The organism is Paraburkholderia dioscoreae (assembly GCF_902459535.1).
Classification (GTDB): domain Bacteria; phylum Pseudomonadota; class Gammaproteobacteria; order Burkholderiales; family Burkholderiaceae; genus Paraburkholderia; species Paraburkholderia dioscoreae.
Window position 1 is genome coordinate 3388561 of the sequence record NZ_LR699554.1, and the last position, 15863, is coordinate 3404423.

Consider the following 15863-nt stretch of genomic DNA (forward strand, 5'->3'; position numbering starts at 1 on the left):
GACTGACTCCCTATCGTTTTTGGGCGATTCTCTTGCAGGTGCTGCGCTTGCGCCCGCGTGGGTCTTCAATGCCGCGGCAGCCACGGAATCAGCGCGCTGGTGGTGCGCATGTAATCGGCGTAACCGGGGCGCCGCTTCGCCATGCCTTCTTCGAGCAGCGGGATGCCGGAGAGCTTCAGCAACAGGAAAGCCATCAGTACCGGCGGCAACAGCGTGAACCAGGCCCACGGCGTGCCGATCGACAGCGCGATATAGGCAAGCCAATGCACACATTCAAAGAAGTAATTCGGATGCCGCGAATAACGCCATAAGCCGACGCGGCATACGGCGTCGTGATTGGCCGGATCGGCCCTGAAGTTTCGCAACTGGCGGTCCGCGGCGCCTTCGCCGGCCACGGCGACGATCCATACCGCCACGGCCAGCACGATCCAGCCTGCGGCCGGCGCAGTGCCGCGGTACGACGGCACCAGAAACGCGATCGACAGCAACATCGAAATCACCCCTTGCAACTGGAAAAACCAGAACATCCGGCTCGCCGCCCTGTCGCCGCATTCCTCGCGGAAGCGGTGATAGCGTGCGTCTTCCGGCTTGCCTGCATTGCGTTTCCAAAGATGCGCGCCGAGCCGCACGCCCCAGATCAAACCGCCCAGCGCGGTCAACGCACGCGCCACGGGGTCGCCGGTGCCGAGCACGGCGTAGAGCACCGCCACAAGACCGAGCGAATAAGCCCAGATGGGGTCGACCATCCCGGCGTTTTCGGTCTTCAACTGCCACGCCCAGGCCGCGCTGAAAATCACAACGAGGCCAAACAGCGCAATCGCGGCGGCGACAAGCGGCGGCATGGGTTCTCCGGTCAATGACGATGCGGGTTATACGCTTGAAAAGCGGGATCGGATGCGCCTCGCGCGCCGTCAGTTGCGTCACGGCCGCATCCGGTTAGCATTAACGTGTCTGCAACGCCCGCTCCTTCGCGAATTACCTCTATGCCTACCCGCTTCAACGCCGCGTTCATCGCCTTGCTCGCCGCCGCCCTGTTCGGCGCGACCACGCCACTCGCGAAAGCGCTGCTCGGCTCGCTCTCGCCGTTCCTGCTTGCGGGGCTTTTCTATCTCGGCAGCGGCGGCGGCCTTGGCACCCTGATTCTGGCTCGCCGGCTGAAAGGCAGAGGCGCCGGGCAACCGGCCAGCCATAGCCGTTTTCCGCTACGTGAAGTGCCGTGGCTGGCCGGCGCGATCGTGGCCGGCGGCGTAGCGGGCCCCGCTTTATTGATGCTGGGTTTGAAAACGACGCCGGCCGCCACCGGCTCCCTGCTGCTCAACCTGGAAGGTGTGTTCACCGCGCTGATCGCATGGGCCGTGTTTCGCGAGAACGTCGACATGCAGGTGTTCCTCGGCATGGCCGCGATCGTCGCGGGCGGCGTGGCGCTGTCCTGGCAGCCGGGCGCGGCGGGCCTGCCGCCCGGCACATTGCTGCTGGCCGGCGCGTGCGCGTGCTGGGCCGTCGACAACAACCTTACGCGCAAGGTGTCTGCGCACGACGCCATGTTTATCGCCTGCATCAAAGGGCTCGTAGCCGGGTCGGTCAACGTGGCGCTCGCGCTTACGCTCGGCGCCGCATGGCCCAAGGTCTCGACCATGGTGCTTGCCATGCTCACGGGCTTTGCGGGCTACGGCGTCAGTCTCGTGCTGTTCGTCGTCGCGCTGCGTAATCTCGGCGCCGCGCGAACCGGCGCCTACTTCTCGGTCGCCCCGCTGTTCGGCGTGACCTTGTCGTGGCTGCTCTGGCCGGAACTGCCGCCGCCGCTGTTCTGGATCGCCGCCGCGCTGATGACGCTGGGCGTGTGGCTGCACATTCGCGAGCGTCATGAACATCCGCACACGCACGATCCGCTCGAGCACACGCATCGTCACCGGCACGACGCGCATCATCAGCACGAGCACGATTTTGCGTGGGACGGCGCCGAGCCGCACACGCATCCGCACCGCCATGCACCAATAACGCACGCGCACGCGCATTTCCCCGACATTCACCACCGGCATACACATTGATTTTCCGGCGAACCACGCCGAGCGCGCACTTGCTGCACCGCAAGACAAAAATCTCTGTGAATCGAATCATGCGATAGATCGATTCAATTGGCATGGTCGTGCATCGCATCCTCTAATGGAACTCCTGCTGTGCGCGCTTTGTCCGTCTAACCCGCCTCGCCCCTGGAGGAGCCCATGTCACAACCCGAGCCTAACGTGGACGAATTGATGAGAAGCATCGCCGAGGAAACCGACACGCCGACAGAAACTGTTTCGAAGTTGTATGCGGACATCGTGGCCGTCTATCGGCAGGATGCGCGCGTATTCGATTACGTACCGCTCTTTGCGGCGAAAAAAGTCCGCAACCAGCTTCGCCATAGCCCGGATCGCAAACATTGACGCGGCGGCGCGCGGAGACCACTGCTTGCCGAACGACGTTTCGCCTCGATAGACTCGCGCGCGGATCCAGATGATGTGCGCCGATTATTTTTCCCGCTGCTAGACTCTGACCCAGGACGATCGACTGGGGGAGTGGGCATGCGGGTAACAATCGTGGGCGCGGGCATTGCCGGCTTGAGCACGGCATGGTCGCTCTCGAAACAGGGACACGACATCACACTGATCGAGCAGGGCTCGATTCCCAATCCACTTGCCGCTTCAGGCGACCAGCACCGCATGATCCGCCGCGCCTACGGCAATGCAGACGGTTACGCACACACCATTGCCGAGGCTCTCGATAGCTGGGATCTGCTGTGGAATGACCTGGGCGTATCACACTATGCCAATTGCGGCGTACTCGGCATTTCGCAATTCGCAGGCGACGGCGCCGAACACTTCCGCGCCGGACTGGACCGCATGAAATTCGAGTATGAAATGCTCGAACCGCTCGACGCAGCCACACGTTACCCCTTTCTCGACCCGAACACGTTTCGCTACGCTTACCTCGATCACGACGGTGGCGCACTGTTCAGCGAACGCATTGCACGCGACATGAAAGCGTGGCTCAAAATGCGCGGCGCCGACATTCGCATGCACACCAAAGTGCTGGCAGTCGATCCGCACTCCGCTTCCGTGCGTATAGAAAACGACACGATCGTGCGTGCCGACCGGCTCGTAATCGCCGCGGGCGCATGGACGTTGCAACTGTTCCCCGCGCTCGCCGAAAACCTGATGACCTATCGCAATACCGTCGCTTATCTGCAGCCGCCTGTGGATCTGGAAGGCGCGTGGTCGACGGCGCCTGCGATCGTGGATATAGGCGGCGAGAGTGACGGCTACGTGCTGCCGCCCATCGACGGCGTCGGCCTGAAGTTCGGTGCCGGTGTCAATAAAACGTTCGCGCCGGATCCCGACGCGAACCGCATTGCGGCGCCCGGTGAAGGCGACCGTTTGCGCCTGCTGTTTTCTCCGCCGTTCAGCCGCATCGGCGAATATACGGTATCCGAAGTAAAAACCTGCGCGTACACGTTCACGGCGGATAAACGGTTCTTTTCGAAGCGGATCGGCAACACGCTAGTGGTGTCCGCATGCTCCGGGCATGGGTATAAGTTCGGCGCGGCAGTGGGCCGCCGAATCGCGGAGTCGCTGGAAACCGGCGACGACGCGATGCTCGCGCGATGGCTCAGGGCAGAAACGCCCTGACGCGTCACAACGCAGGCAATCACGCTGCCTGTGGCTCCAGAATCTGGCCGTTTGGTGGAGCTAACAATGGAGCGACAAATTTCTTATGCTGACGGTTTGAGACTCTTCACTTAACGAGGAATCAAACATGTCCGGCCCGATTCAAATCCGCCCCGCCGTACCCGCCGACTTCGACGCCTGGTTGCCGCTATGGGACGCCTACAACGCGTTCTATGGCCGCTCGGGTGAGACAGCGTTGCCGCGCGAGATCACGCAAATCACCTGGGGGCGTTTCTTCGACGGCTACGAGCCGATGCACGCAATGGTCGCTGAACGCAACGGCCAGTTGCTCGGCCTCGTGCATTTCCTGTATCACCGTCACACGACGATGGCAGGACCGATCTGCTATCTGCAAGACCTGTACACGCTCGATACCGAGCGCGGCAAAGGCGTCGGCCGCGCATTGATCGAGGCGGTCTATGCGCGCGCCAGAACCGATGGTGCGCAACGCGTGTACTGGCAGACGCACGAAACCAATCAGACGGCGATGAAGCTGTACGACAAGGTCGCGGACCGTTCGGGGTTTGTGGTCTATCGCAAAGCGCTGTGATGTCGATGTCGCGCAGCACGCTCGCCTAGCACGCTTCCAGCTTGCCTCAATGAGCCGTAAGCCGTGTGCCCCTGCACGGCTCACTGCATTCGCATGCGTGGACGATCGTTCGGCCACCATGCACAGTGCGTTACCCGATCCGATTCTCACCGTCCCCGTTGCCCACGCCGCTCAAGTTTGCGTGCGGTCTGCCGTTATCGCCATTGGACGGAGCTGCACCCGGCTCCACGCGTTTCATCAGCGAACCCTTGGGCGATCTCCTCATGGAGGGGCGCAAACGAATCGGAAACTGTACATGCCTTCGATCATCGGCATCGATCTTGGAACCACGCATAGTCTCGCGGCAATCTGGCGCGACAACCACGCCGTCCTCATCCCGAATGCGTTAGGAGCGACACTCACGCCGTCATGCGTTTCCATCGACGACGACGGCTCCATCCTCGTCGGCCGCCCTGCTCACGACCGCCTGCATACGCATCCCGAGCGTACCGCCGCGAACTTCAAGCGCTACATGGGCACGAGCCGTACCGTGTCGCTCGGCGCGCAAGCGCTGCGCCCCGAAGAGCTCTCTTCGCTGCTGCTCAAATCGCTGAAGGCCGATGCCGACGCCTTTCTCGGCGAAGCGGTGAGCGACGCGGTAATCGCCGTACCCGCCTATTTCAGCGACGCACAGCGCAAAGCTACGCGCATTGCCGGGGAATTGGCCGGTCTCAATGTACTGCGCCTCGTCAACGAGCCGACTGCGGCCTCGCTTGCGTATGGCGTGCATCAACGCGATAGCGAGCGCAAGTTTCTGATTTTCGACCTCGGCGGCGGCACGTTCGATGTTTCCGTGCTCGACTTCTTCGAAGGCGTGATGGAAGTACGCGCGAGCACCGGCGACAATTTCCTGGGTGGTGAAGACTTCACCGAAGCATTGGCCGAATTGTTCTGCCATCGCAACGGCCTGAAAATCAGGGCGCTCGCGCCGGTTGCGGCACAGCGTCTGCATCAGCAGGCCGAACGTGCGAAACGTCAGCTCACGCAGAACGGCGTTGAAAGCGTCACGCTTCAGCTCACAATCGACGGCAACGAGCACGTGCTCGAACTCGATGCAGCGACCGCCGAGCGCACCTGCGAGCATTTGCTGCAACGGCTGCGCAAACCGGTGGAACGCGCATTGCGCGATTCGAAGATCGCCGTTGCCGCGCTCGACGAGATCATCCTTGTCGGCGGCGCATCACGCATGCCGATGGTCCGCAAGCTGGTCTCGAAGATGTTCGGTCGCCTGCCCACCGGACACCTGAACCCGGACGAGGTGGTCGCGCTGGGCGCAGCGGTGCAGGCCGGCCTCGTGGGGCGCGACGCCGGACTCGACGAAATGGTGCTGACCGATGTCGCGCCGTATAGCCTCGGCATCGATACCGCCATGCAGATCGGCCCGAGTCAGTTCGTGCCCGGTCACTTTCTGCCGATCATCGAGCGCAATACGATTGTGCCGGTGAGCCGCATGCAGCGCATTTTCACCGTGCGCGACCGTCAGCAGATACTCAGCATCAAGGTGTTTCAGGGCGAAGCGCGTCTGAGCGCGGACAACGTATCGCTCGGCGAATTCACGCTGGAGGTGCCGCCCAAACCAGCCGGAGAAGCAGGCGCGGACGTGCGCTTCACTTACGACATCAACGGCGTGCTCGAAGTGGAAGCCACTGCGTTTCCGGACGGCAAGAAGCGCGCAATGGTGATTGAAGAGAACCCCGGCGTGATGACGCCGGAAGAAATCCGCGAACGCCTCGCTGCGTTGAGTGCGTTGAAGATCCATCCGCGCGATCAACTCGAGAACCGTACGCTGTTGACGCGCGCCGACCGTGTCTACGAAGAGACGCTGGGCGACCATCGGCAATATCTGGCCGCGCATATCGCTCGCTTCCAGGCGGTGATCGAGCGTCAGAATGCGGACGAAATCGCGCAAGCGCGCGGCGAACTGGGCACGCTGCTGGATCGTTTCGACGTGCATGTGACTTATTGACCGGCCATGAATACGATCTCGAACACGCATTGGCCGTGGGACGTGCTCGGCATCGAGTCGGATGCCGACGAACGTGCGGTGCGCCGTGCGTATGCACGCCTGTTGAAACAGCAACGCCCGGATGAAGATGCCGAGGCGTTTCAGCGTCTGCGTTACGCGTATGAGTCGGCGTTGCAGATGGTGGGCAGTGGGGCTGCAAAGGGATCCGACACTGCGCCCGGAGAGGCGAATGCTGAAGGCGCAGAAGCTGCGGTGTTGATCGAGCCGACGCAAAATTCTGCCATTCAGTTGGCGACGCAACCGGTCCCGGCCAACGCGTCTGAAGTCCAGGCTGCTTGCGAGCCCGACGCTTTCGAAATCGCCGTCCAGCTCTGGCAAAACTTCGTCACGCAAGCGGATGACCTCGGGTCGCGTCGTTCGCTGCAGGATCTGTTCGCCACCGTCGTCAACCTTGCAACGCGCGACGAACTCGAGTGGCAAGCGCTCTGTCATTGTCTGAACGAGGACACGCCGGCCAGGCTGCGCATGAACCTGAGCGCGGTTCTTGGCTGGCGGGACAACGCGATGCATCTGCGGCGGCGCAACGCGGCCATTGCGGCGCTCGCGCTGGACCGCGTGTTTGCCGACGAGGACTATGACGCGCTGCGCCTGCGCTTCACCAACGCAATGGCGTTGCTCGAAGGGCCGTTGCCTCAAATGGCCGCAGGCGCAGGAGCGCTGCTTCGTGCAGGGGTGCGCGCCGAAATGGAGCAGTTGCTGATCGCACTCGGCCGCTACCATCCGAATGTCGTGCGGCTGCGGCTCGATGCCGGAAAGGTCGATTTCTGGGGACGCTGCCTCAAATTCCGCATCGGCGCGGGCCGATTGTTTGGTCCGGCGCTTGCGCTGAATGCGTGGTGCGGTTTGCTGTTTGCCGGTGCTTCGCTCAACCCCAACCGTGGGCGATGGTTCGATCAGTGGTCGCCTGCTCAACTGGGCATTCTTCTGTCGACGCTCATGCTCGCTCTGGTGACGATCGCCACTACCACCGTGTTGCTATCCGAGCCCCAGCAACAGAAGCTGCGGGCATTGCGTGCGATCGGTTGGCTGCGTTATGGGTGGGTTCCCGTGTGGCTCGGTGCCACCGCCGTTGCGCTGTGCGACGACGGCAGCGGCAGGTCGACATCGATCGCGATGGCTACGCTGGGGGGCTGCACGATCTGGGCTGCGTTGGTGTATGGGTGGCCGCCAGTCAAGGAACTCGCGATACTTGCCGCCGTCAGCGCGACGGCGCTGGGTTTTGCGGGCCACTGGATCGCTGCGGACCCGCGCGCGTGGTTGATGCCTTATGCGCATGGGGTGTTGTTCGCGTTCTTTATTTCTTTTTCGCAAGCGGAATGGCGCGAATGGGTTGCGCGTCGGCCACGGGTGTTTTGGGCTTGCGCGCCTTTCTGGTTCGTTGGATTCGCAGCGTTGATCGTGTTGCTGGTTCAGCGCGAAGCGCGTGCGACACAGTTTGCGTGGGCCTTGTTTGCGGTGATGTCGGCAGCGGGCGGCGTGCTGGCGACGACGCGTTGGAGCGATCTGCGCGGCGCTGTACCGGCGTTTTTTCGTGGGTATGCGAATCTGGTCTGGATGGTGTTGGCGATTTATAAACCGGATATTGTTGCGTGCGTGAGTGCTGGGGTGATGAGTGTGTGGGTTATCGAGGGGGGTAGGCGGCGGGCGGGGTAGAGGGATGTCGAGATTGGCGGGTGCGTTGGGGCTTCTGAAACGTGTCGCATCGGAGAAGTCATGTCGTTGTAGAGGCGACGCCCACTCGCCCACCCAATCGGATCCCCGCTGATGAACCGTCAAGGTCGCGCAACGCGCGCCGAAAGACAGCCTTGACGGCCACCGGCGTTCTACGCTCAGCAATGCGGTGCAAGACGACATGGCGGCTTGCACCGCATGCGAAGCACGCTTTGCGCTTTTTCGTTCTTCACTTTGGGGAGCCCCATGGGGGCGGACGGGAGGCAGGCTGCGAGCACGGCGCGAAGGCCGCCTGCGGCCGCAGCCCGCGCGCAGCAGACTGACGGGTGGGCAGGGCTCACTCCATGACATGACCGGCCGCCTCGCGGCCCCTGACTTTGTCTTGCGCGTAGCGCCATGCCTGGCTGTTGCGTGCACCAGGTTGCCCGTCTGCGCATCCTTGCCCGTCGATGCAATCGTCAGTTCACCATCGCTTTGCAGCAGCTTCAGTGCATACGCCGCGCGGCTTGCGCCCTCCCCCTCGCAGATCGCCAGCACCTTGTGTTTCAGGTTCGTCTCGCCCATGTAGAACAGGCTCTGCCCTGTCATCGCCGAGTACTTGATCCGCTCCTCTTCCGGCACGAACGCCAGCAGCGCGTGCGTATCACCGTCGAGCACCAGAAGCTCATCATTACACCGCTTTAAATACAGAAGGGCCGCGAACGCGGCCCTTCTGTATTTCACAACCACATCAGCTATGGAAACACCACAATATTGGGCTCCAGCAGCACAGCGCCGCGATAAGGCCGGATGGAACGGATTTCCGCCGTCGCACAAACAAGTCGAACGTCCAGCCCGATGTTAGGTTCAAGATCAAACGCAAGTAACCCGTCAGGCTGATGCCGCAAGCTGATTTCCGAAACAAAGCTGTCATCAAGCATGGCGTTGACATCAATGTTGGCACTGCGCACATCCAAGAGGGCGATCGTGACCGCGTAATCCGACCGCCCAATCCGCTCGACCGCCGGTCGATGCTCCCTGTGTAGTACTTCAAGTATCACGTCGACAAACTCCAGCCGACGCGGATCGACGGGCCCATCTGCCGGATCATGTCTTCTCATCCGCTTGGCTCGCTCCATGCTGATGGAAAGCACGCTCGCATCATGAAAGGATGGGTATCTCCCGAAGACCTTCAGGAGAAGCTCATTGTCTTTCACAACAGGCCACGCCGAACCACTTACCTCGTCCATTTTCTTCGCCCTTTTACTGAAACCGCCTATGGAATTGGGCAGAGTTCCAGCCCGTCGTTGCGATCAAACCCTGGACCTGCGTTGTGGCCATGCGGCGTCATCCCATCATGAGAATGACCACCATGATACTGAGCCGACAAGTCGCCATTTGAATCGTAGTAGTTCACGTTGGGTTTAAAAGGATGAACGATAAACCCGCCTCGCGGCCCACCCGTAATGGGCATGAGTTTGGACTCGCCAAACGGGTCCGTGAACTGCACCGGATTCCCACCCACATAAGCATACGCATTGGTCTGCCCACTCGCGTATCCCAGGGAATCTTCACTGATGAACCGTCCGGTTTGTGGGCTGTAATACCGGTTCCGATAGTAAAACAAAAGGGGCCGCGAATGCGGCCCCTTTTGTATTCCCAACGTGCGGACTGACGGTTAGACACTCAACACATCAGTTGCCTTCAATCCAGATTGTGCAGTCCTTGTAATGATCTTCTATCGTCCCAAGAGCCGCATCACGATCACTATCCTTGGACATATCGAAACTGGTGTTGAATTTCGTAATCGCATATTGATGTGTATCGATACCTTCCAAATCCACCCCGCCGTTCACCCATAGCTCTGCGTCCAAGATTTTGGATTTGATGTCAAGGAATCTCTCCACCCCGCCCCTTGTCCGCGCAAAAAAAATGTCCATGGCTTCCTCGGTAACAATTCGCGCCCGCATTGAACTTACATTGCCGTCGGCATGGTGATCAGACATCCTCCGTCAGAAGGGCGCCTCACCACTACCTCGCTTTCCGTCTCGCCAAACGTGGATATGCGGGCACATCTCATCATGACTATGGCTCACGTCGATATCTAGACCTGGCTTCCCATCTGGACCATAAAATCTACTATCCCCCGTTATCGGATGTACATACCAAGTACCCGGAAGTCCATTGTATGGTCGCCCTCGTTCCGTGCCGCGCGGATCGTTAAACTGCACCGGGTTCCCACCCACGTAAGCATACGCATTCGTCTGCCCACTCGCCCACCCGATTGGGTCTTCACTGATGAACCGCCCAGTTTGCGGACTGTAATACCGGTTCCGGTAGTAAACCAACGCCCCGACACGAATCCGCCCTCACACGGGCCGCTTTCCCTTATCCGGCAAGCTTTCCCCGCGTATCGACTTCGCCGGCCAGAGAATTTTTTCCAGACGCGATTCTCGATTGATTCGTATCTCGAAACAAGTGTGGCTTCAGTGTCGTTACGCAGTAACAGGAGGGCCGCCGCCGTTACCGCGTAACGCCTCAGATATCCAGATTCAACCGTCCAGCGTAGTAATCAGCCTGCCCGCGGGGTAACTTCCCTGCCCGCTTCAGCGCCGCCTCTTCGGCCTGCACCAGCAGTCGCTCCAGCATCGCCCGTTGCGTGACGCCGTAACACGCAGCGACCCGCTCCAGTGCCCGCTTCGCATGCAGGTCAATCACCAGGCTCAACCGCTCGCCCTTGCCGTTCTCGTCCTTCAGATGCCGCTCACGATACGCCGCCTGCCGTTGCGCACTACTCATTGCCATGAAGCCTCCTCATTGATCGTTACGCAGTAACTCCAGCATGCCAGGTGTTACCGCGTAACGACACCTGGCCGGATGGATAACGTTTGTCATGACCCGCCGGGTTTGACGGCTCCCGAAGGGAGACGGCAAACCCGGCGGAACAGGGCCGTCGTGTCCCACTGCGCCAGAATCGCGCAAGCCTTCGTTACGCGGTAACGATGCCTCGCTGACCTCACGCGCTTACTCCGTCAGGGCCGCGCACCGCGCGCCGAAGGGCAGCCTTGACGGCCACCGGGTTCTACGCTCAGCAATGCGGTGCAAGACGACATGGCGGCTTGCACCGCATGCGAAGCACGCTTTGCGCTTTTTCGCTAGGGGTCTGTTTTCCGTTACGCAGTAACGGCACATTGGGGAGCCCCATGGGGGCGGACGGGAGGCAGGCTGCGAGCACGCAGCGAAGGCCGCATGCGGCCGCAGCCCGCGCGCAGCAGACTGCCGGGTGGGCAGGGCCCACACTCCATAACCGGCCGCCTCGCGGCCCCTGACTTTGTCTTGCGCGTAGCGCCATGCCAGGCTGTTGCGTGCACCAGGTTCCGGCCGCACTGCGGCCCTGATGTATTGCTGTGCGCTTCGCGCACCCGGCCGGGCCGGGGGCGCCAGACATAACGCAAATTAGCACCGTCTGGCGGGCCGGCAGATGCAACGGCTGGCGCGATGACGGCCCGCCAGACGGTGCTAATTTCTGAGCGTTATGTTTAATGTTGGGACGGCGCAGCCGGCACAACATTTACCCCCGGCCCCGTTGCTCCCGGCCGCAGGCCGCTGGCCCCTCTTCACCATCGGGCCGCCAGGCCCGCACTCCCTTACTCTGCGTCCCCGTCCACTTCAGCGTCGATAGCAGCTAGCAGGGAGAGGGCGTCACGCTCCAGCTTCGCCGGATGCGTCGCCGCGTGGATCTGCTTCAGTGGACAGCGTCAAGCAGAAGGTCCGGTTTACCGACATTCATCTTGGCCGGCGTGTTGCCTCAAGAAGGAATGTTACCCGAGGGGTTGTTGTCGTTCCGTCTTCTTTTTTCTTTCTTTCCTGGTTTCCCGGGCGCGGAGCGCCCGGCCCCCGGCAACTTTCAGGTTTTGCGTTTCACACTTCAGCTGACGCGTCGGCGGACCTGCCCGTGTTTCCTAGAACCATTTCCCTCACACGCTCGGCTCGCCATGCCTTGACCCTGCGTTGCAGCGTTCGTAGCTGCGCCTTGCTCGCATACGCATCCGGCACCATCGTGGCCAGTCGGTTCATTAGCTCCCTGGACTGAACACCGGGCTCGGCGACGAGCCATCCTTCAATCACCGGCCATGCGTCGGCAAACGGATCGACCCGGCTTCTCCACCAGTGCTTTGCCTTGGGCTGCTTCCGATGTGTCGGACGTGCTTCACCTTCTTTCCATGCCGAAGCGAGACTCGTGAGGAACACTGCAACGTCTGGCTCTTCCTCGGGTACTGCTTCGACACGCACGCCGTGGGCCGCGAATTCGCTCAATGTCTGCTGGGCCACCCGTATCTCCTGCAGCAGCTGCACGGGGTCGACACCATCGAACTGAGCCTTCAGTTTCTCCTTGATGGTGAGGTCGATGCTGTCGTGGGCCAGAAGCCGGTCGCACGGCGTCGCCGGCGTTAAGTAGGCCTTGTGCACACGAGCGCCGTCGCGCGTCTTGGACTTCAGCTTGAATGAAGGCTGGAAGAAGTTAATGTATAGACGCGATGACGCGTATAGCTGCGCGAGCGCGTTCCTTGCATCTGTGCCGCTCAGTCGGCCATAACCGACCAGTCGCCGCACGACGGAGCCGTTCTTCTGCTCCACCCAAGCCTGATCGTTTTTCTTGTAGGCCCGCGAGCGGGTCTGCTCAAGACCGTGCTCCTTGCAATAGTCGAAGACGTTCTGGTTCATGAATGCGGTGTCGTTATCCGAATCCACTCCAAGCATCGCGAATGGCAGATCGGCCGCCACCTTGTCGAACGCTTCTATAACCAGTACCTGGTTACGCCGACGCATGGCCACACATTCTGTCCAGCCGCTGGCGATATCGGTCAACGTCAGCGTGTGGACGAACTCGCCGTCTACCTTTGTGCCGCCGCAGTGTTCGACCATGTCGATCTCGAAGAAGCCCGGCGGCGGATCGCGCCAGTCGGCAAAGGTACGCACCGGGATACTGCGCCGGATGGCGGAGCCCACACCCTTGCGGCGTTTGCGCTGCCCATCGATATGCAAACGCGCATTGGCCAGCATGCGATCGATGGTCGCCGCACTGACCTGGAGTAGCTTGGCCCTGATGACCGGATCCATGTCGAGATGGCCGTGCCGTTCCATGGCATCAACCAGCTTTGGAATCAACGCCTTCAGGCGCTTGCCGCAAATTCGGTCGGCCGCTTCCCACAGCATCGTTAACGCCTGACGCACCGCCTCGTCGTATAGCCGGTTGCGCTCGCGCGGCCCTTTTATCGCGCCCGGGTTCTCACGCAGCACCCGGATGGCGTGCTTGCGGTGATACCCCGTCAAAGCCACGAACTCGTCGAGGATTCTGCTCCGCTCACCGAACGTCGCGCCGCTATATCGCAACTGCAATGCTGCAACCAACTCCTTGCGTGCCGTCATGCTGATTTGCCTCGTCACCTCGAGCCGCTCCCGCCGGACAATCCGACCGGTAGCAAACTACGTGAGGCAACAGGTCAGCGCGAGTTGCAATTCTGATGAGTCAATGCGCCGGTCGGCCGAGGTGATTGTCGCTGTTTAGCTGGCCATGGTTGTCGCTCCGTTCGGGTTGTCAGTGGGTAATTGACGGCGTCGCTCCTTCTGTTTGTCGCTGGCTTTGCGGCGCCGGTAGCTTTCGACGTTCAGCTCGAAGATCGTCGAGTGATGGACCAGCCGGTCGATGGCGGCCACCGTCATGCCGGGGTCAGGGAAGACATCATTCCAGCCCGAGAACGGCTGATTGGCCGTTATCAGAAGACTTTTGCGCTCATACCGCTCGGCGATCAGCTCGAACAACACGCTGGTTTCCGCCTGGTCCTTTCGCACATACGACAGGTCATCGAGGATGATCAGGTCGAACCGGTCGAGCTTCGCGAGCGCCGAAGGCAGTTGCAGACTCTGACGCGCGACCTGGAGCTTCTGCACGATTTCGCCGGTGCGCGTGAACAATACGCGGTAGCCAGCGTCGATGAGTGCATGGCCGATGGCGGATCCCAAGTGACTTTTCCCGCCGCCGGGTGGGCCGAACAGGAGGATCGTGGCGCCTTTCTCAAGCCACGAATCGCCGGTGGCCAGCGCCATCACATGCGCCTTCGAGACCATGGGCACAACGCCGAAGTCGAAGGTGGCGAGCGTCTTGGTCGGATCCAGATGCGACTCGGTGCGATGACGCTCGATTCTGCGTTTGGCCCGCTCGGCGAGTTCATGTTCGAGCAATGCACCGAGTAACCGGGAGGCCTGCCAGCTTTCCTTGTCTGAGCGATCGGCGAAGTCCGGCCACAACCGGCCGATGGTTGGCAGGCGCAATTCGTTGAGCATCAGCGCGATACGGCCTGCATCGTAGGCGGCGTTCATGCGAGCACCTCCTCATCGAGCAACGTGTCATAGAGCGCGGCGGACGGCATGTCAACGACAACCACCGGACACTCGGCCTGGCGCGGCGCGAACTCATCGAACAGCGCCTTCAGGTCGGGCAGTTCACCGAGTTCGAGCAATGCATCGAGCCTCTGCGCCAGTTGCGCCTCGACGCCGTGGTTTCCTGCCAGCTCGAGCAGCCCCACCATGGTCTTGCATGCGCTGCGCGGCGTCAGTGCTACCTCGAGCCGCTCCCAGGTCCGCCGGTAGGCTTCACGCGGAAACAGATCGTCACGGAACGCGAGGCCCCTGAAGGCCTGCGGCTTGCGTTTGAGTGATTCGATGAAGTGCCGGTAGTCGATGCCGCGACCGCGCCGTTTGCTCGTGTGCGTGGCTCTCGCTGTGCTGTGCACGAGCGCGCCAGACAGATAGCAATCGAGCCGGTCACTGTAGAGGCGTACCTTCAGGCGATGACCGATCAGCCGCGACGGCGCGCTGTACAGGACGCAACGCACGGTGAACGTGCCGCAGCGGGTCACGCGCGCCTCTTCCTCAACGAAGTCGGTGGTACGGTGCTCAGGCAGGTCCAGCAGGTGTTCGCGCTCGATCTGGAACGCTGCTGCATTGCGCCGGTTGCGGCGCATTACCACTCCGCGCACGAACTCGTCGTACGCGGCGCGGTCCGCGAAGTCGCGATGACCTCGCAACTCCAGGGCCTGATCGAGCTGATCCTTCAGATAGCGATGCGAGGACTCGACGCTGCCATTCTCATGACCCATGCCACGGTTGTTGCGCGTGCCTTCCATCCCGTAGTGCTCGAGTAGAGCCGCATAGCGAACTGTGAAGTCTTCCTCTTCCTGCAGGTTCCTGAAGGCCGCCGACAGGCTGTCGGAGCGATGTTCGCGTGGGCAGCCGCCAGCCTGCCACAGCGCGTTCTGCAATCCCGTCGCGAGCGCCTGGAAGCTCTCCCCGCCATCGACCACGCTGGCGTACTCCCAGCGCGAGAACGCCAGCACGAAGTGATACAGCAGGTGGTTGAACGGGATCCCGCCAATCGTTACGCACAGCTTGCCCATGTGCGTGAAGTCCGACAGGCCTCGTGCGCCGGGCTGATATGTTTGAGGGAAGAACACTTCCTGGTTCGGCCCTTCGAGCGCGCGCCACTGGCTGACATGTCGCTCAAACGTGCGCCGCATGCTGTCCGGAAAGCGCTCGGGATGGTCCTCCTGCAATTTACGCAGCAGAGTGATCGCCTTCAGCTTTGGCGCAGCGCGTAGCAATGGGACCACTTCGCTCTCCCAGACATCGGCGAACGGATCTGGGCGCGAGCGCCAGTAGCGCCGCGGCTGCTGTGACGGTAGTCCGGCTTCGTGTTCGACACGCCGCGCCGTGCGCTCGCTCATGCCTGACTTCGCCGCAGCGAGCTTCTGCGGATGGTGTTTGCGATGGTTCATATAGAGGCGGACCTGCTGGTCGGTGATGCGGCTTCCAGACATGGGCTGACCGCCTC

15 protein-coding genes are annotated in these 15863 nt (G+C 61.5%); 6 read left to right on the forward strand and 9 right to left on the reverse strand.

Annotated features, from left to right (window positions below; translation table 11 throughout):
* Positions 1 to 65: 65 nt before the first annotated feature.
* A complete protein-coding gene (locus PDMSB3_RS35260) occupies positions 66 to 842 on the reverse strand; it encodes a DUF1295 domain-containing protein (protein ID WP_007178533.1) in 777 nt (258 codons plus the stop codon).
* A gap of 141 nt (positions 843 to 983) precedes the next feature.
* Between PDMSB3_RS35260 and PDMSB3_RS35265 the strand changes: the two genes are divergently transcribed.
* The 6 genes from PDMSB3_RS35265 (at position 984) to PDMSB3_RS35290 (ending at position 7975) form a co-directional block, all read left to right on the forward strand.
* Positions 984 to 2048, forward strand: a complete 1065-nt coding sequence (locus tag PDMSB3_RS35265) for a DMT family transporter (RefSeq protein WP_165189542.1) — start codon at positions 984 to 986, stop codon at positions 2046 to 2048.
* Between the two features lie 174 nt (positions 2049 to 2222).
* Positions 2223 to 2426, forward strand: a complete 204-nt coding sequence (locus PDMSB3_RS35270) for a DUF3562 domain-containing protein (RefSeq protein WP_007178535.1) — start codon at positions 2223 to 2225, stop codon at positions 2424 to 2426.
* 138 nt (positions 2427 to 2564) lie between these two features.
* Positions 2565 to 3668 carry an NAD(P)/FAD-dependent oxidoreductase gene (locus PDMSB3_RS35275; protein ID WP_007178536.1) on the forward strand — a complete coding sequence of 368 codons (1104 nt, stop codon included), beginning with the start codon at positions 2565 to 2567 and terminating at the stop codon, positions 3666 to 3668.
* A 127-nt stretch (positions 3669 to 3795) separates the two neighbouring features.
* On the forward strand, positions 3796 to 4257 hold the full coding sequence (locus tag PDMSB3_RS35280) for a GNAT family N-acetyltransferase (RefSeq protein ID WP_165189544.1): 462 nt from the start codon (positions 3796 to 3798) through the stop codon (positions 4255 to 4257).
* Positions 4258 to 4552: 295 nt separating this feature from the next.
* Complete coding sequence (locus PDMSB3_RS35285; protein ID WP_007178538.1) at positions 4553 to 6262, forward strand: Hsp70 family protein; 1710 nt, start codon at positions 4553 to 4555, stop codon at positions 6260 to 6262.
* A gap of 6 nt (positions 6263 to 6268) precedes the next feature.
* Positions 6269 to 7975 (forward strand): J domain-containing protein, encoded by a 1707-nt coding sequence (locus PDMSB3_RS35290; protein WP_165189546.1) that lies wholly within the window; start codon positions 6269 to 6271, stop codon positions 7973 to 7975.
* A gap of 752 nt (positions 7976 to 8727) precedes the next feature.
* On the opposite strand, the gene PDMSB3_RS35295 is transcribed toward PDMSB3_RS35290, so the two are convergent.
* From PDMSB3_RS35295 to istA, 8 genes are all read right to left on the reverse strand, one after another.
* A complete protein-coding gene (locus tag PDMSB3_RS35295) occupies positions 8728 to 9222 on the reverse strand; it encodes an Imm50 family immunity protein (protein WP_007178549.1) in 495 nt (164 codons plus the stop codon).
* A 26-nt stretch (positions 9223 to 9248) separates the two neighbouring features.
* Positions 9249 to 9635 (reverse strand): RHS repeat-associated core domain-containing protein, encoded by a 387-nt coding sequence (locus PDMSB3_RS35300; protein ID WP_084747707.1) that lies wholly within the window; start codon positions 9633 to 9635, stop codon positions 9249 to 9251.
* Positions 9636 to 9666: 31 nt separating this feature from the next.
* Entirely contained in the window at positions 9667 to 9978 is a 312-nt protein-coding gene (locus tag PDMSB3_RS35305) for a hypothetical protein (RefSeq protein ID WP_157187732.1), read from the reverse strand.
* Between the two features lie 6 nt (positions 9979 to 9984).
* Entirely contained in the window at positions 9985 to 10320 is a 336-nt protein-coding gene (locus tag PDMSB3_RS38075; RefSeq protein ID WP_232064407.1) for an RHS repeat-associated core domain-containing protein, read from the reverse strand.
* A 190-nt stretch (positions 10321 to 10510) separates the two neighbouring features.
* Positions 10511 to 10777 (reverse strand): hypothetical protein, encoded by a 267-nt coding sequence (locus PDMSB3_RS35315; RefSeq protein ID WP_007178551.1) that lies wholly within the window; start codon positions 10775 to 10777, stop codon positions 10511 to 10513.
* Between the two features lie 1116 nt (positions 10778 to 11893).
* The gene (locus PDMSB3_RS35320) at positions 11894 to 13402 is read right to left on the reverse strand and encodes an ISNCY family transposase (RefSeq protein WP_007179840.1); all 1509 of its coding nucleotides are present in this window, start codon (positions 13400 to 13402) and stop codon (positions 11894 to 11896) included.
* 135 nt (positions 13403 to 13537) lie between these two features.
* Entirely contained in the window at positions 13538 to 14353 is an 816-nt protein-coding gene (gene istB, locus PDMSB3_RS35325) for an IS21-like element helper ATPase IstB (RefSeq protein WP_165187785.1), read from the reverse strand.
* Entirely contained in the window at positions 14350 to 15849 is a 1500-nt protein-coding gene (istA, locus tag PDMSB3_RS35330) for an IS21 family transposase (RefSeq protein WP_007178553.1), read from the reverse strand. Before istA ends, istB begins: the two co-directional genes overlap by 4 nt.
* Between the last annotated feature and the right edge of the window lie 14 nt (positions 15850 to 15863).